The organism is Arcticibacter eurypsychrophilus, assembly GCF_001730525.1.
GTDB classification, from domain to species: Bacteria; Bacteroidota; Bacteroidia; order Sphingobacteriales; family Sphingobacteriaceae; genus Arcticibacter; species Arcticibacter eurypsychrophilus.
Genome location: NZ_MDFN01000042.1, coordinates 19430 through 37977 on the forward strand (window position 1 = coordinate 19430; position 18548 = coordinate 37977).

At 37.7% G+C, this 18548-nt stretch carries 13 protein-coding genes; 8 read left to right on the forward strand and 5 right to left on the reverse strand.

Going from position 1 to position 18548, the window contains the following annotated elements:
* Nucleotide 1: 1 nt before the first annotated feature.
* The 3 genes from BFL47_RS17885 to BFL47_RS17895 all read right to left on the reverse strand — a co-directional run bounded on the left by BFL47_RS17885 (nt 2) and on the right by BFL47_RS17895 (nt 2654).
* On the reverse strand, nt 2–1132 hold the full coding sequence (locus BFL47_RS17885) for a dipeptide epimerase (protein WP_069661169.1): 1131 nt from the start codon (nt 1130–1132) through the stop codon (nt 2–4).
* A 3-nt stretch (nt 1133–1135) separates the two neighbouring features.
* On the reverse strand, nt 1136–1537 hold the full coding sequence (locus BFL47_RS17890; RefSeq protein WP_069661170.1) for a C40 family peptidase: 402 nt from the start codon (nt 1535–1537) through the stop codon (nt 1136–1138).
* 568 nt (nt 1538–2105) lie between these two features.
* Nucleotides 2106–2654 (reverse strand): serine hydrolase, encoded by a 549-nt coding sequence (locus tag BFL47_RS17895; RefSeq protein WP_069661171.1) that lies wholly within the window; start codon nt 2652–2654, stop codon nt 2106–2108.
* 498 nt (nt 2655–3152) lie between these two features.
* On the opposite strand from BFL47_RS17895, the gene BFL47_RS17900 reads away from it, so the two are divergent.
* Entirely contained in the window at nt 3153–4274 is a 1122-nt protein-coding gene (locus BFL47_RS17900) for an acyltransferase family protein (RefSeq protein WP_069661172.1), read from the forward strand.
* Here BFL47_RS17900 and BFL47_RS17905 read toward each other — a convergent pair.
* Complete coding sequence (locus BFL47_RS17905) at nt 4271–4657, reverse strand: hypothetical protein (RefSeq protein ID WP_069661173.1); 387 nt, start codon at nt 4655–4657, stop codon at nt 4271–4273. The two genes, BFL47_RS17900 and BFL47_RS17905, sit on opposite strands and share 4 nt — an antisense overlap.
* A gap of 623 nt (nt 4658–5280) precedes the next feature.
* Complete coding sequence (locus tag BFL47_RS17910; protein ID WP_069661174.1) at nt 5281–8469, reverse strand: TonB-dependent receptor; 3189 nt, start codon at nt 8467–8469, stop codon at nt 5281–5283.
* Between the two features lie 395 nt (nt 8470–8864).
* Here BFL47_RS17910 and lpdA point away from each other — a divergent pair, with 395 nt between their 5' ends.
* The 7 genes from lpdA to BFL47_RS17945 all read left to right on the forward strand — a co-directional run bounded on the left by lpdA (nt 8865) and on the right by BFL47_RS17945 (nt 18344).
* On the forward strand, nt 8865–10253 hold the full coding sequence (gene lpdA / locus BFL47_RS17915; protein WP_083257264.1) for a dihydrolipoyl dehydrogenase: 1389 nt from the start codon (nt 8865–8867) through the stop codon (nt 10251–10253).
* 90 nt (nt 10254–10343) lie between these two features.
* Nucleotides 10344–11186, forward strand: a complete 843-nt coding sequence (locus BFL47_RS17920) for an MBL fold metallo-hydrolase (protein ID WP_069661176.1) — start codon at nt 10344–10346, stop codon at nt 11184–11186.
* Between the two features lie 201 nt (nt 11187–11387).
* The gene (locus BFL47_RS17925) at nt 11388–12692 is read left to right on the forward strand and encodes a CehA/McbA family metallohydrolase (protein WP_131677579.1); all 1305 of its coding nucleotides are present in this window, start codon (nt 11388–11390) and stop codon (nt 12690–12692) included.
* A gap of 251 nt (nt 12693–12943) precedes the next feature.
* Nucleotides 12944–15955 carry a SusC/RagA family TonB-linked outer membrane protein gene (locus BFL47_RS17930; protein WP_069661182.1) on the forward strand — a complete coding sequence of 1004 codons (3012 nt, stop codon included), beginning with the start codon at nt 12944–12946 and terminating at the stop codon, nt 15953–15955.
* A 17-nt stretch (nt 15956–15972) separates the two neighbouring features.
* The gene (locus BFL47_RS17935) at nt 15973–17562 is read left to right on the forward strand and encodes a RagB/SusD family nutrient uptake outer membrane protein (protein WP_069661178.1); all 1590 of its coding nucleotides are present in this window, start codon (nt 15973–15975) and stop codon (nt 17560–17562) included.
* A gap of 58 nt (nt 17563–17620) precedes the next feature.
* Entirely contained in the window at nt 17621–17902 is a 282-nt protein-coding gene (locus tag BFL47_RS17940; RefSeq protein ID WP_069661179.1) for a hypothetical protein, read from the forward strand.
* Nucleotides 17889–18344 carry a hypothetical protein gene (locus BFL47_RS17945; RefSeq protein ID WP_069661180.1) on the forward strand — a complete coding sequence of 152 codons (456 nt, stop codon included), beginning with the start codon at nt 17889–17891 and terminating at the stop codon, nt 18342–18344. The genes BFL47_RS17940 and BFL47_RS17945 overlap by 14 nt, the downstream gene beginning before the upstream one ends.
* The last annotated feature ends 204 nt before the right edge of the window (nt 18345–18548 follow it).

Sequence of the window (18548 nt, forward strand, 5' to 3'; positions counted from 1 at the left end):
ATTAAATCTTTTCAATACCAATGCCTGGCTTTGAATTCAATGTTACTTTTCCATCCACAATAGTAACACCTTTATATACATCATTACTAATCAGGAGAGCACCATCAAGGTCTGCCCAGTCAGTCATAGGCGCAAGTTGTGATGCTGCAGAAATAGCACATGAGGTTTCGGTCATACATCCGATCATCACTTTCATTTCCAACGCTCTGGCCAGTGTTAACATTTTATGCGCTTCCCGCATACCGGTACACTTCATCAATTTAATATTGATCCCATTGTAAACATGATGTGCTTTGAGTACATCATCCAGACGCTGTACTGATTCATCACCGATGGTAGGAATAGGACTATGTTCAGTCAACCAGGCGTTATCATCAATCTGCTCCTTGGGCATTCCTTGTTCAATAAATACCACTCCTTTATCATGAAGCCAATGCGCCATATCCAATGCTTGTTGCCTATCCTTCCAGCCTTGATTAATATCCACGCAAAGTGGCTTATCAGTAATCTCCCTGATGGTTTCAATCATTTGTTTATCGGTATCGCGACCTAGCTTTACCTTTAATATTTTATAGGGATCCGCTTCTTTAACTTTAATCCGCACCACTTCAGGGGTATCAATTCCAATGGTATAAGAAGTATTCGGTGTAGTTGATGGATCATAACCCCAGATCTTATACCAGGGCTGTTTCATAATCTTTCCAACGAGATCATGCAATGCGATATCTACAGAAGCCTTTGCTGCTTTATTACCCTCTTCTATTTGATCGACATAGTTCAGAATATTCTCCATTTCAAAAGGATCTTCAAACTTAGATAGATCTACTTTTGCCAGGAACTTCAGTACGGTTTCATGCGATTCGCCCAGATAGGGAGGCATGGAAGCTTCACCATAACCGGTCATTCCATTATAGGTTAACTGGGTAAGCACCACTGGAGTAGTAGTTCTGGAGCTATTCGAAAGGTTAAAAGCATGCCTTAAATTTAAGGTATAGGGCTTATATGTAAGAGTAATTTTCCCTTTTCCCGCAAACTCAGCTGAAGCCTGTGCAAACAGATTATTTGTTCCCAATACCATAGATGCTCCTGTGATTAAGCCTGACGATTTAATAAAATTCCTTCTGCTACTCATAGTCTAGTTCGATAATGTTTGATAAAAAGCATGTTGATCAATCCGGCTGATTCCTGCTGTGCCTACTGAATTGAGGATCCTCCTGGCCCCCACAAGCTTGCGGCTCTGAAAGTCATCATAATCAGGTTCACATTTCAGCATACTATTAATGCGAATTAATCCGGCAGCCTGAATAAATTTCCCTTTTCCTAAATATATTGCGGTATGCGTGATTCTTGGATTAATACCCTTTGTCCCTCCCGATGAAAAGAATAGAAGATCTCCTGGCTTAAGATTAGCCATACATTTAGAGATACTCAGTGAGTCCTGATCATAAATATCTACCTTTTCTCCGTAACCCCTGCAGTCCATTCCTTTTACTGAGGTTCCTCCCCAGAGGTAAGGAACTCCTAAGAGTCGCTTCATTTTTTGATTTGACAAACAGATTGTACCATGATTATTCCGAACAAGCAACAGCCCTTTTAATGCTCCTCTAATATACGCATTATGAATATATACAACAATTTATTATGCGTTTTTTATATCATAAATTGCATTAAATCGCACAAATAATTGATTATATGAATTTAAAACCGCACAATACTGCAATTAAGTATCAGCACATCATTAAAACAGCATTTAAATACCAAAATAGATTAAGCTATTATCTTTTTTTCAGGCAATGCCTTATAAATAACGTCCATCAAACGGGAACTTGTATTCAGATCCGACAATTTGGAAGATGTAACAGGATTTACACGATTTGTTTAAAGAATATAGATCAATTTAACATCCTAATCAACCCATAAACGTATTCCAGTATATCCGGTATGGCCAAAGGTATTCGCAGATACAAGCATGTACATATCCCAACAATAAAGTATTCCGGAATAAAGTATCTACCTCAGTTGGAATGATAGCATCTTTCGGAAAGCGGTATAGCGGATTGTAACCAGCACACTAATGCAATGGCTGCTTCCATATAAAATAGCTACTATTGAGTTCGATGTTTATTTTGAATGTAGGTATGAATAAGTTGAGAAACTGAGGCCAATGTTTGAGAGCAGGCACCTTCATCTGTACCACGAGATAATAAAACGAGTACATACCGTCTTCCATCGGGAAGAACAATGATGCCTGAATCATTATTTTTATGATGTTGTTTCATCAATACTTTAACCATCTCTGCGGAAGCTTCATTGCTTACACTTTCACCATTACTTAATTTTTCTGTTGCGACCATCAGGTCATACGCTGTAGTCTTTATGTTGCTTTTAGCATCCAGAACAGGAAAAGAGTCAAACTCATTAATAAAGAATTTCTCACCTGTGTTTAGGTCTTTAAGTGCAACTGCAAAAATCCCTTCTGGTTGTTTAGTAAATTCAGATAAGATTCCATTTCTTAATTGCTTTGAATTCATCGATTTACTTTTAAGAAAGCTCATCACATCACGAACACTATATAAGGGTTCACCATCTGATTGCTGCGCACTTGCAAATTGCACTAGAAGACATAAAAGCAATGTGTAGGTTAATTTTTTCATTGGTTTGAGATTTATTTACACGGTCAGCGAATAGGAACAATCAATTTGTCATCGAAAAGCAAGATAGTGAATAATAACATACCAAATAGCACATTTTCTGTGCTTTATTTAAATAAAAATGCAAAAAGAGGGGTCTTTGTAAACATTCGCCCCCTGCTCTTTACGTTGTATAGGTAACTTATGGTTTATCCCACCATATTGGCTCAATTATAAAAGCAGCATTTGGATTACAATTGATTAACGGTAAACTATTTACTCATTATATTATTACAAGAGTTAATTAATCAAAACCAAAATATCTGTTTCATTTTCTCAAACCATATATAGAAAGATACTCGATAATTGAAGAAAATCTCTCAGATTGATCCTTTTTATAATCAGTTTTTCGAATAGTGTTTTAAATCCTGTTTTGCCGATAATTGATTTGCATAGTTATTTTAAAACATGCAGCATAACGCATATATTTGATATCACTCATAGAAAAAAACACCACAACCCATGTCTGTACCTAATAAAAGACTCCTTTCTTTAGACGTATTTAGAGGTATTACCGTAGCCGCTATGATATTAGTGAATAACCCAGGCGATTGGGGACACATTTACTCTTCTCTGGAGCATGCCGCATGGAATGGATGCACACCTACTGACCTGGTATTCCCTTTTTTCCTTTTTATTGTAGGTGTCGCTATTGTTTATGCCCTTCAATCCAAAAAAGAAGACATAGTCAATCATACTCCTTTACTGATTAAAGCCTTTAAGAGAGGATCAATATTGTTTCTACTTGGCCTGTTCTTAGCCTTTTTCCCAAAATTTAATCCTGAAACAGTACGAATACTAGGAATCCTGCAACGGATCGGAATTGTGTATTTCATTTGCGCAGTGCTTTTTATCAAAACAAAGCCAAGGACGCAATTCTATGTAATGGTTGGAATACTAATTTTCTATTGGATTGTCATGACCTTTGTACCAGTCCCTGGTGTAGGTCCAGCAAATATGGGAAAAGAAACCAGTTTGGCGGCATGGCTTGACAGACTGATATTAACAGAACATCATACCTGGGTACAATCCGTTACCTGGGATCCTGAAGGTGTTTTAAGTACCATTCCAGCAGTTGCAACCGGAATATTTGGTATGTTAATGGGAAGTATTTTGAAAAGCACTACCAAATCATCCGAAGTAAAAACTGTTTGGCTCTTTAGCTTTGGCTTCATCGCTTTTCTACTTGGTATGGCATGGGGATTATCATTTCCTATTAATAAATCGCTATGGACAAGCTCTTATGTGCTCTATTGTGGAGGGTTGGCCTCTATGATGCTAGGCTTACTTTATTGGTTAATTGATGTACAGGGCTTTAAAAAATGGACAGGTGTGTTTGTAGCGTATGGTGTTAATGCCATTACGGTGTTCTTTTTTTCCGCTATGCTTGTCAAAACGATGAGTTTAATTCATGTAAACCTAAATGGCGAAGAAGTGAGCTCTGCAACATGGTTATATCAAACGTTTTTCAGTTCCTGGTTATCTCCCGGTATTGCCTCATTGGCATGGGCCATTACCTTCGTTTTATTCTTTTTGCTGTTATTATGGCCTATGTATCGAAAGAATATTATTATTAAGATTTAGTCTTCGTTCGAGTCCTGCTCTTCCTTTTTCGCAATGATCTTTTCCTTTTTCAAGTCAATCCGCAGGTAACCATACAGACTCATGTATTGATTGGCAATCCATACCAGGGCAAATCCGGCTATGATATACCCTCTCCAATCCGGCATGATTAACTTATAATCCGTTAGGATCAGAATAAAAACCGTTACATAATGGCTAAAGCAGTACTCACAGGTAAAAAGATAAAAAAACTTCCTTTGAAACAGTGATTTGCCTTCCTCACTACATTTAACACAAAACTCTCTGGGTTCTCTAAACACTTCTTCATGTGTGACTGTCCAGGCAATACAAGCTATGGGGATAGCTAAGATAAAAAGATAAGCTATTTGGGTACCTAAAGGCATGTAGGTAATACATTAAAGTATTCGATTTTGTTTGATTATAATACTCGACAGTAAAATCGCTCTTTTGAAGGCTTTTTTTATTTGTTAAGCTTTGCTATATAATTAAAGCCCACTTAACTTTCACATCCCACCCACCTCCTCCGCAACTTCTCAGCTCGGGAGAACAGTAGCTGAAAATAAGGTGAAAATTTTATTACTTTCATAATAGATTACACGTTCTTCTAGCCATAGAAATAAAAAACCTTTAAGTATGCTTATCTATATTTTATACCTTTTTCAAAGGTAAGGCTCCTCCATATATTCGAATATTGCGGAGAGCTTTGACACAGTCTTAACTTTACAGCAAAGATTTGATCACAATAATCTTCATTAGTGTTAGATGATGATTAGCTTATATTGAAATTAGTGAGTTATAATTTTTTATATTAATGTTAGAATTAAATATCCTTTCTGACATTTAGAATATAAACTGTGCACTAAAATATAGAAGACAAGTAGCTAGGTTTTTGGTATTTCAAATTAGGTCCTAGAGGATTAAGACAGGCACTATTCACATATAAAACAACAGTAAAACAAAAAAACCGACTAAATAGTCGGTTTTTTTGTTTTACTGTTGTTTTATATTAGTTAAAAATATACCTCACACCAAACTGTCCTTGCCATCTTGACCCTAAGTCAGAGACATCATAACCTTTAGGATTCGTTCTAACGTAATTAAAGCCATTTCCTGAAGTACTTAGAAGTGACACTGCCTGGTTGCCATTGAAGTATGAACGTCCCCAATCCTTCTTCAGTAGGTTTCCAACGTTAAATACATCAAAAGTTAATTGAAGCGCATTTTTTTTACCGTTAAACACAGCGCCTAGATCTTGTGTAATACGAAGGTCAAAATGATGTTCCCAAGGCGTAGTAGCACCATTTCTTTTCGTGTACTTTCCTCTAATCTTACTTAAGTAAGGGTCATCATTAATAAACTTATCAAGATTTGCCCATTGTTCATCAGGAGTAGCAATAACCACTTGAGTAGTTCTATTTACAAGGGGTACCATATTGATCTGACTTCGGTCTGCCGGTACAAATAATAAATCATTACCTCGACGACCATCACCATTTAAATCACCATTGTATAAGTAAGTATATGGTGTGCCTGAAAAACCTGAATAGAATAAGGAGAAACCTGTAGCGAATGCCTTCGCTTTTCCATAGCTTATTTTATAATTACCACTTCCAACCAAACGATGACGTGTCTCGTAAGAGGAAGTAGCTAATGGTACACCATTAGGGCCGTTCACATTTTGAACAAACTCCCAATTTGACAATGCAGTACTGCTTGCTCCTGAATTTAAATCAGTAGCTCTACCATATGTATAAGCAAACATGGCGTTAAATCCAAAATTGAATTGTTTTTGCAACTGACCTGTTATGCTATAGTTATATCCTTTATCGGTATTATCTAAATAAACTACATTAGTATAAGCAGTGTTAACCTTACCAGCTGCTGCTGTACTAAACAATGGTCTGTTATCAGCTCCATTCGAATAGGCCGGATTAATTGTTGCCACTGATGGCTTTAAATTAATATCGGTATAGTTTACATTATTTAGGGTTTTAGAATAGATACCCTCGACAGTTCCAATTATACCTAATGGCAATTTAATGTCTGCTGCCAGGTTGAACCTCGCTACTTGAGGAATTTTGAAATCTTTGTTAACCGCATTGATCTCTGTAGTAGCAACAGGTCCACCTACTTGTTGCTGTAAATCAGGATTCGGCTCAAAACCCTTTCCTCCATTGACTTCATTAACTAATGGAGTTGCAGTTCTATCACTGACATCTACTGTTCCCAAAACTAAACCACTGTTAACAAATTGATTTGATAACCATACAAAAGGCACACGACCTGTAAATATACCGGCACCACCTCTTAATTGTACAGAGCGGTCACCTGTTACATCATAATTAAAGCCTAAACGAGGTGACCATAAGAATTTACCACTTGGTGTTTCATCAGTTCTTACGTTAGCAAAAGTATCACTCACGCTTTGATTAAACAATGGTTTATCATTAATGATAGGTACATCTGCACGTAAACCAAGAGTTAATCTAAATCCTTCAAACGCATCAAACTCATCCTGAACATAGAAGCCCAATTGTGCAGCGTTAAACTTAGCAGAAGGAGTCTTATCACCAGGGATTAAAGAATAAGAAGCTCTGGCTTGTAAAGGCCTGTTAGGAGCATTAGGATTAAGAGGATCGGTATATGCGTAATTACCTACGCCATCAAAATCCCATCTACCGTTCAGGTTATTAATGAATAAATTCTCAAAACTAAAAAACTCATTATGAGTTCCCAAAGTAAAGGTATGTTTACCTGAATAATACTTAAAATTATCTGTGATTTCAAAGATATTCTGATCAAGCGTGTTAGCTACAGAGCTTCTTTCTGAACCAAAATAAGCACTATTACCAGATACACCTTCCAGATTATTTATTTGTACCTGAGGGAAAATAGATGCTCCGGCAACCTCTCTGTTATCGCGTATTGTAGAATAACCTAAGATCAGATTATTTGAAAACTGACTTGAAAAATTACTTCTTAATTCAGCAACAGTAATATTTTGCTTGTTGTTGAATTTATAAGCATTATTTCCGAAAGAGAATGACGAACCTGATCTGCTTAAGTTATCATCAAATGCGTTAACATAATTATGACGTAATGTTAACTGGTGCATATCATTGATATTCCAATCTAAACGTGCAAAAACCTTATCATTTTCTCTTTTAAGATCTATAGCACCGTATTCTCCTACATCATAACCATACTTAGACAAAGTGTAATCTCGTATTGACTTTGCTGTAGCTTCACTTATTGCAGATCCTTTTTCGCCTGCGTTGTTAGATGTAGGTGTCTTTCTTCTGCCTAACTCACCACTTACAAAGAAAAATAACTTATTTGGAATGATCGGTCCACCCAATCTAAAACCATATTGATTGTCAGTGAAATTCTGATATTTCTTATCTGTTAATGGATTTTTACCTATTAAACCCTGACTTTTACCATAGAAATAAACAGACCCTTGTACTTCATTGGTACCTGAACGTGTTATGGCATTTACTCCACCACCTGTAAAATTACCGTAAGTAATATCATAAGGGGCTAAAACTACCTGTATTTCTTGAATCGCATCAAGTGATATAGGCTGAGTACTTGCTTGACCGCCTGGAGTTCCTGAACCTGAAAGCCCAAAGACGTCATTATTAACAGCTCCATCGATAGTAATGTTGTTAAACCTGTTACTTGCTCCTCCAAATGAATTTCCATTTGCTTGTGGAGTTAAACGTGTAAAATCTTGCAATGAGCGGGATAGTGTAGGCAGGTTTTCAATCTGAGCCTGACTAATGTTTGTAGATGCACCCGTACGACTACTGTTCATTATTGCATCTTTACGACCTGTTATCTGCACTTCAGAAAGACTAAGGCCTTCCTGACTTAAGGTTGCATTATAGATGTAAGGCTCACCTAAACTAAGCGTAACATTATTAGTCGTATTTTTTTGATATCCAATGTAGGAAATCTCAACACGGTATGGTCCACCAACGCGCATATTTGGTATTGTAAATCTTCCATCACCGTTTGTCGCTGTGCTGTAGTTTGTACCTGTACTCACATGAACAGCTCTAACAATTGCGCCAACAAGAGCTTCCCCTTTAGCGTCTTTAATAAGACCTGTTAAGCTACTGGTCGTAACCTGCCCAAAGGTTACACATGCAGTTAACATAAAAATTGCAAAAAGAAGTAAATTCTTCCTCATAGTTTTCTCTTTAAATTAAAATACAAATTTCTAAATCAATCTATAATTATGTATCAATCGGTCTTTAATGTTATAATATCGATTTTTATATAATTAAATATGAATATGGCGGCAAAGATAGATACGATTTCCTGAATTTAAGTAGAAGTAACATTAAATTAATGTTAAGAATTTCATTTATTTCTCACAATTTATACAGTTTTACTAAGCTTTTTGATCTTTTTATATGGAATTCATCAATTATGTCTGCAAAAAAGGACAATTACATGATTTAAGAATCCTTTAATACCTTTATATTTTAAATTCATTCCTTTACAATTGCCGGATTATATTCGTTTCTAAAACCCACATACAATTTGTAGATTTGGTCGTTTAATATATAATATAGAATTTCTATGAATTACGACTTGATAGTTATCGGAAGCGGACCCGGCGGTTATGTTGCTGCAATTCGTGCTTCCCAGCTAGGGCTTAAAACAGCCATTATAGAACGCGAATCTTTAGGTGGTATTTGTCTGAACTGGGGTTGTATCCCAACAAAGGCACTTATTAAAAGTGCGCAAGTATTTGAATACCTAAATCATGCTGCCGATTACGGTATCAATGTGCAAGGTGGAGAAGTTGATTTTGGCGCTGTGATTAAACGCAGCAGAGGTGTTGCCGATGGAATGAGCAAAGGCATCCAGTTCCTGATGAAGAAAAACAAGATCGATGTGATCATGGGAACTGCCAAGATTAAAAAAGGTGGTAAAATAGACGTGAAAGCGGCTGATGGATCTTCCAAAGAATATACGGCTAAAAATACGATCCTGGCAACTGGTGCTCGATCACGCGAATTACCTAACCTGAAACAGGATGGCAAAAAGATAATCGGATACCGTCAGGCAATGACCCTTCCTGAGCAACCTAAGAGCCTTATTGTTGTAGGTTCCGGCGCTATTGGTATTGAATTCGCCTATTTCTACAATGCAATGGGAACTAAAGTGACCGTTGTAGAATTTATGGATCGCATTGTTCCCGTTGAAGACGAGGAAATCTCTAAACAACTAGAACGTAGTCTGAAAAAGGAAGGGATCACTTTCATGACCAGTGCCAATGTAGAATCTGTTGATACTACAGGCGAAGGTTGTAAAGTACAGGTTAAATCGGCTAAAGGAACTGAAACGCTTGAAGCGGACATCGTTCTTTCTGCTGTAGGCATCACTCCAAATATTGAAAACTTAGGTTTAGAAGAAGTTGGTGTTAAGTTTGAAAAAGGACGCATATTAGTGGACGATTTCTACAAAACCAACATTGATGGCGTATTTGCTATCGGCGATATTGTAAAAGGTCAGGCATTAGCTCACGTAGCTTCCGCTGAAGGTATTATCTGCGTTGAGAAGATTGCAGGTCATCACCCTGAGCCTTTAAATTACAACAATATCCCGGGATGTACGTATTGCTCCCCTGAGATTGCTTCTGTTGGTTATACTGAAAAAGGTGCTAAAGATGCTGGTTATGAAATTAAAGTAGGTAAATTTCCTTTCTCTGCGTCTGGTAAAGCAAGTGCTGCCGGTACTAAAGATGGTTTTGTTAAAGTGATCTTCGATGCTAAATACGGCGAATTCCTTGGAGCTCATCTAATCGGTGCCAATGTTACTGAAATGATTGGCGAGATTTGTGTAGCCCGCAAGCTTGAAACGACTGGCATGGACATCGTGAAAACGGTTCACCCCCACCCCACTATGAGTGAAGCAATCATGGAAGCTGCTGCTGATGCATACGGCGAAGTGATTCACTTATAATAAATGAATTTCATAAATAAAAAGACCTGCCTTCAGCAGGTTTTTTTATTTATATACTTTTGAATAATTTCAGCTGTTTAAACCCAAATCATGAATCTGTACTCCATTAATACTGGTCATTTCAAATTAGACGGTGGTGCCATGTTTGGCGTTGTTCCTAAATCAATATGGAACAAGACAAATCCTGCTGACGAGAATAACCTGATTGAACTGGCCATGCGTTGCCTATTGATTCAAACGGATGGCCATCTCATCTTAGTGGATACTGGAATTGGGGATAAACAAAGTGAGAAATTCTTGAGTTATTATCATTTGTATGGTGAGCATACGCTGGACAAGTCACTTGCTTCGCATGGTTTTTCCCGTAATGATATTACCGATGTCTACCTCACCCATCTTCATCTCGACCATGCAGGCGCGGCTGTAAAGAGAGAAAACGATGAATTGATCCCATGCTTTCCTAATGCTGTTTACTGGACGAACTCTACACATTGGGATTGGGCAATCCATCCTAATGATCGTGAAAAAGCATCCTTCTTAAAAGAAAACATTCTCCCCTTGCAAGAAAAAGGAATCTTAAAGTTTGTTGATAGCAATCAGCAAGACCTCTTTCCACCTCAAATCAAAACTCGCGTTGTTTCAGGCCATACGGAATCGATGATGCTGCCCATGATGCAATATAAAGGGAAAACCATTGTATTTGTTGCCGACCTGATTCCAACGGTATCACATATTCCAATTCCTTATGTTCCCGGTTATGATGTTTATCCTTTAATATCAATGGAAGAAAAACGATCATTTCTTCAAGAAGCGTTAGAAAACGACTACATCCTATTCTTTGAGCATGATCCCTATATCGAATGCTGCACCTTACAAATGACTGAAAAGGGAATCCGTGTAGCTGATACTTTTCTGCTTCAGGATCTATACTAGTATACCTGTCCTAAATCTTGATATAACCTTAATCATAGCTTAAAGTTAACTGCCTAAGTTAGCTGCATGTTGTATTACATCAAAAAAAGCATTATCCTGGCCCTTTTAATATCAATATGTATAGGAGTAAGCGCTCAGGACAGCTCAATAGTCATAAAAACCGGCCATATAGATTCTAGCAGTTTATTCAAATTAGTATATGTGCCTTTCGAGATACCTGCAGGAATAACAAAGATTCAAGTAAAGGAATTCTACAACGAAAGCGGCAATCCGGATAAAAACGTATTGAATATGGGCATTTATGACCCAAGAGGATATACACCAGGCAATCCTGAAGGATTTAGAGGATGGTCAGGTGGCGCGAAAAAAGAATTCTTTATTCAGGCAGATCAGGCATCAACAGGGTACATTCCAGGAAAGATTCAGGCTGGTTTGTGGAATATTCTTATTTACCCTTCCACGATTATTCCTGCCGGGATGGATTGGAAATTAGAGATTAAATTAATATCAGGAAAGGAAAACAGCATATTTAGGGTCTCCCCAACACCTGAGTTTATCAATAATAAACCAGGTTGGTATCGTGGAGATCTGCATACGCATACGCTTAATTCGGATGGCAAACGCACTCAGCAAGAGCTGATTGACGAAGCGAAAGAAAAACATCTGGATTATATCGTCTCCACAGAACACAATACCAACAGTGCTAACCTAAGCTGGGGCCGGTATAATACTGAAAACCTATTAATTATTAACGGTGAGGAAGTTACCTCTACGGAATATGGGCACTGGAATGCGATAGGCCTAAATGCGGATACATACATAGATTGGCGGTTTACTCCTGAGCAGAATAGGATCGGTCAAATGATCAGTAAGGTTCATCATGATGGAGGCCTCTCCGTTATCAATCATCCCTTTTTTAATGTAAAGTATATTAACAGCTTTTATTATGACGCTGATTTATTTGATTGTATAGAGGTGTGGAACGGTACATGGAATGGGTTAAATAATCTTGCTCTTGAATGGTGGGATAAACAACTGCGTATGGGGAAAAAGAAAATTGCTATAGGGGCAAGTGATACGCATAAAAAAACAGGTTCTCCTAATAATCTTGGGATTCCTCAAACTGTCGTGTATGCTTCGGGCCTTTCTAAAAAAGCCATTATTAATGGTATCAGACAAGGGAAGGTGTATGTAACATCATTGGATGGTATTGACCTTGATCTTTCAGTTGCTACGAAAGATAAAAATGCTGGTTTAGGAGATACTTTACTATTGAGTGAGGGACAGAATTTTAATGTATTACTGAAACTTAAAAATTGTCCTAACGCTATTATTACATTACATAGTGATTCTGGACTCATAAAATCGTATACAGTCAAGACTTCTAATGAATCTATGAATTGGAAGTTAAGCGGTTCGGCATACAGGTATTTAAGGGTTGAAGTCCGTACTTCAAAAGGAGATTTGCTAGCCTTTACAAATCCAGTATGGTTAAGGAACAAATAACATATAATATCACAATATGCGAATAATTATTATACAAAATTACATTTATCACTCCAATAGCTACTCGTTGTTAACAATAACATAATGTAATTTTTTTAATAGCATGATTTAAGAAATTCATCTTTGCGCCATTATTTATGCACGCAATGTTAAACAGCACAATCTACACTCGTATCCGAGCTATTTCCTTATGTGCTATAAAAAGCGTTTCATATGCTATGAATAATTTAAACAACCCTAAAATTCATTTTATGAGAAAAAAACAAACTTATCTTGATCAGTTCTCTCTCTTTTTGCAAGCAAGAGGTTTTTTGGTACTGATGATATTTTTATCTGTCGGTGCATTTGCCCAGCAGACAAGACAACCAATTACCGGACGGGTAGTCGACGAAACAAACGAGCCCCTTCCTGGTGTAACCATCAAAATAAAAGGCACATCACAAGGAACCACTACTGATGGTAACGGTAATTTCAGTATTCGGATTAACAGTCAGCAAGACATTTTGTCCTTCAGCATGTTAGGTTCCGTAACTAAAGAATTTCCAGTAGGAACCCGATCAGAAATTAACGTCACCTTATCAACAGACAATGAACTCCTGAAAGAGGTTGTTGTCATTGGTTATGGCACATCTAGCAAAAAAGATTTAACAGGTGCTGTTACATCAATCAAGTCTGAAGATTTTAATCAGGGTGTGTTAGTTAATCCCGCCCAATTATTACAAGGTAAGGTAGCAGGTTTGAATGTAACTAAAAGTGGCGACCCGAATGCGAAACCTTCTACCATTTTAAGGGGACCATCTACACTTCGCGAAGGTGCTGCACAAGAACCATTTTACGTAATTGACGGCGTACCAGGTGCGTCAATTGATTTGCTTGCACCATCTGACATTGAAAATATAGATATATTAAAGGATGCATCTTCTACCGCCATTTACGGTTCAAGGGCTGCTAATGGGGTAATCATTGTTACGACTAAGAAATCAAAAATTGGACAATCAAGACTTACTTATAGTGGTTATGGTGCCGTTGAAGAAGTATCCAAGAAATACGAAATGCTTACTGCTCCTGAATTACGTCAATATCTGATTGACAATGGGCAAACTGCAAGCACTCAAATGATCAATCCGATTGATGATGACGGATCGAATACAAATTGGCAGGACTTATTAGAGAGAAGAGGGTATTCGCAGAATCATAACCTTTCTTATGGAGGAGCGACTCAATCCGCAGAATATGGGGCTAGTATTAATTACCTGGACAATCAGGGTGTTTTAAAAAATACCAAGCTGAGTAGAACAATCTTAAGGGGATATGTAAATCAACGATTTTTTAATGATAAATTAAAGTTGGGTTTAACAATAACCAACAGTGCCACAAACAGTTCTGACATATATCAGTCGCAGGCTCTTCCAAACATGTTGTTTTTTCTTCCTACAGTGAGTCCGTTTAATGCAGATGGTACCTATAAAGAAAATTACAGCAGAACTGGCAGTGGTACCAGGAATCCATTATCAATAGTAGATAACAATATGATTGACAATGTAAACAACAAAACATTGATCAACGGGCTGGCACAACTGGAAATACTTAAGGGATTAAAGTTTACGGCAAGTATATCTACTCAAAAGGACCAAAACAATTATAGTAGTTATTTAAATAGCCAGTCCGGACTAGCCAGAGGAGTAAACGGCCAGGCAAGAAAAAGCAACATATTGAATAAAACTCAGGTTGTTGAATCTTATTTCAATTACGATAAAGTATTCGGCAAGCACAATCTTAAATTGCTGGCTGGTTACTCCTGGCAGGAAGATCGTTCTAATGAAGGGTTTGGAATTACCTCACAAAACTTTTCGAATGACAATTTAGAATATAACAATCTTTTCCTTTCTAACCCTTCCTTGTTATCGCAGATCACTTTTGATAACAGTCCAATCTCCACTCTTCGTTTAATATCCTTATACGGAAGGGCACAGTATAATTATAATGATAAATATCTTTTCCAGGCATCCTTAAGAAACGATGGATCCTCTGCCTTTGGAAAAAACAATCGTTGGGGGTATTTCCCCGCTGTATCAGCAGGATGGAGAATTATCGGCGAGGATTTCATGCAAAGCATACCGGTTATCAGCGATTTAAAACTGAGAGCAGGTTATGGAGTTTCAGGAAATAGCTTAGGATTTGACGCTTTCTCAGCTCTATTGGTTTATGGAACGCCTCCAGGAAGTACTAAATTTTTAAATAATGGATCAATCAGTAATGCGATTGGACCAGTAAGAAATGAAAACTCTGAACTGAAATGGGAAAGTACATCAACAGCCAATTTAGGACTAGACTTTGGGATACTAAAAGATAGGATTACCGGTTCTGTGGATTACTACGTTAAAAAGACGTCAGACCTAATCTATGACAGGTATGAAGTATCAACCACACAGTTCTTTTTACCTACCATAACAGCCAACGTAGGTAAAATAAAAAACTCGGGAATAGAATTATCTATCAATGCTGTGGTTGCCAAAAGTGCCAACTTCACATGGAGAACATCACCCAACATTGCACATAATAAAAACGTAGTAGAAACTCTTTCTGATGATTTTTATAAAATTGCATTAATCCAAACCGCACAACTGGGAGGGAAAGGTCAATCTGGTAACTACAGCCAGGTAATTAAACCAGGATCTGCTTTAGGAACATTCAACTTATGGAATTATGCTGGTAAAAACGAAAAGGGTGTCAGCACCTACATCAATGCAAATGGAGAAACTATTGCTACCCAACCACTCACTACTGATGCAAAACTAGCAGGTGATGCACAACCAAAGCTGATATACGGATGGAACAATAGTTTTAACTTCCAGAAATGGGACTTGAGCTTTTTGGTTCGGGGTGTATTAGGCAATAAAATATTAAATGCAACAAAAGCATCTTTGAATAATCCTGCAGATGCAAAATTGCAGAATATTCCAAGGTTTACATTAGGGGAATCATTCAATGATATCAATGGTTATTTGATCTCTGACAGGTTTATTGAGAGCGGATCTTATCTGCGTTTAGACAACGCCACTCTTGGGTATACCATCAAACCTAAAACACAAACGATAAAAGCTATTCGCTTGTACTTCACGGCTAATAATCTATTTGTTATAACCAAATACAGTGGATTGGATCCTGAGATCAACATTGGAGGTTTAACCCCGGGGATAGATAACAATAACTATTACCCAAAAACCAGAACCTTGAGTTTCGGCATGAACGCATCATTCTAATTTTAATCATCACAGAAATGAAAAAGATATTTTTAATCCTATCCGCTTTAATCACCGTGCTTTCCTTACCATCATGTATGAAACTTGATGTAGAGGTAGAGTCACAATACGTTAAAGAAAACTTTCCTGTTACCTCTTCAGATTACACCGCTCTGCTTGGCACCATGTACTCCAACCTTTCCTCTCAGTACGGTGTACCTTACTGGAGGATGCAGGAGCTTTCTACTGATGCGGCAATATTACCTGCCAGAGATGGTAATTTTGATGATGGCGGACAATTTCGACAGCTGCATTATCATACCTGGACCTTCGACCATCCTAACGTCCGGGATATCTGGCAATGGGGTTTCGGAGGCATCAGTAACTGCAACAGGTTAATTAATATTACGAATTCCTCGGCTGTTTCAGATGAAGCCAAAGTAACCAGCATAACAGAAATTAAGGGTATGAGGGCCTTGTATTATTTTATGATGATGGATCTATATGGTAATGTGCCTATCATAGATTCATTTCCGGTAAGCACTTTGCCAGGCAATCAAACCCGTGCTCAAGTATTTGAGTTTGTTGAAAAAGAACTAGTGAGTCTGATTCCTCTATTACCACAAAAAACTTCTGGAAATAGAGTTCAGCTTTATGGTAAACCAACACGTGCCATGGCTTTTGCATTGTTAGAAAAGATGTACCTGAATGCTGAAATATATACCGGTAAACCGAGATATACAGAGGCTGTAGCTATGGCTGATAGTGTTTTGAAAAACACTAACTATGCATTGGATGCTAAATATGCGGATATCTTTGATGTCAACAACGGGCCTCTGATCAACGAAACTATTTTTGCAATACCCTACGATCAGCAGATTCCAGGTAACCAGATCACCCGGTTTGGATTCTTTCCTGCTTTGGCACCTGCCTATGGCATAAACGTAGGATTCAGTATTTCCATGAGCACTACTCCCGAATACTATAATAGGTTTAACATCGCTAATGATATCAGGAAGAGCTTTTGGCTTATAGGCAAACAATATGCTCCTGATGCAAACAGAAAACCGGATTTAAGTAAACCAATATTTATCTCGGGTACTAACACACAGATTGAAATCACACCTGACATTATTCTTAAGTTAGGGAAACCAATGGATGTTGGAAACACAGCAGCCGATCAGGCCAAAGGTGTTCGTTCTGTTAAGTACTGGCCGGATATTAATGCAATCCAGGCCACCCGCTTAAATAGTAATGACATGCCGTTTTTACGTTTAGCCGATGTCATGCTGATGAAAGCAGAAGCTATTTTAAGGGGTGCCACAGCAACTGCCGTAAACGGAGAATTGCAGACACCTCTTGTTCTGTTAAACAAAATAAGATCAAGGGCTGGCGCAGATCAGGCTACCAATGTTACATTGGAAAGTCTACTGGATGAACGGGCTAGGGAATTTAGCTGGGAAGCCTGGAGAAGAAACGACTTAATCCGCTTTGGGAAATTTGAAGTTGAATATCCCTTGCAAAATGATGTACTTACGATGAATAAAGACATCACAAGAAGGATTTATCCGATTCCTGCTAACGAATTAAAACTGAATACCAATCTGAAACAAAACCCTGGATATTAATAAAGAAACAGCCGGTGTTTTATGCCGGCTGTTTCTTTATTAACTTATTTAGGCCTCTATGAATACAAAGTATGATATGAAAGCTATCGACACCTCCTTACTGATACTCACTCTACCTTATTTTCCTGTGCCATACGAGAATAATCTGCCGATCAATCAGATGTTACGCAGTAATTTTAAAGAAGATCCGCACCTCTGTGCAGTCAAAGATTTACAATCTAAAAAATCTGTTAAGGTTAATCACATTGACTATGAACATATCTCTTTTAGCGAGCAGCTTAATATGAGTTTACCGAAATTTGACAATCCTATACTTGCTCATTTACATGTTTATAAATAAACTATTTAAACTCGTTTTATTAGCCCTCTTCTTTATTTCATTACCTTCTGCGGGGCAGGAAAAACACCACCAATATGTTGATCCTATGATTGGATCAGAAGGCCTTGGCCGGGTATTTATTGGCCCCTCTTATCCCTTCGGAATGGTAAAGCCATCTCCTGACTGTACGAGTAGTCCCAATAGCGGGTGGCTCCCTCTACCTGTCCCTTTAACAGGTTTCAGTCAGCTGCATGTAAGTGGTACAGGAGGAGGACCTAAACATGGCAACATTCAGGTTATGCCCTTTACAGGACCACTTACTGAAACGGATCATTCCTCCCTTAGGGAAAACGAGCAAGTAAAACTCGGATATTATAGCGTTATCTTAAAAAATAACCTGATAAAAACAGAAATCACAACGGCTAACCGTGCTTCATTTTTAAACTTAACGATCAAAATCTAGCAGTTTTACATGTTGTAGGGTTAGAAGAACCCGGCGAACTTTGGATCCTTAATAACCCTGATGTTCCACTTATCTGCCAGATTATGTCTAACCCACTGGGAATTAATTTTACTTTAATTAATATAAAATAGAAGTTTCGACAACAAAATTCAATAACAATTTACAGAAAAAATTATATTGTTGTCCGGTAAAACCGGGATTAGT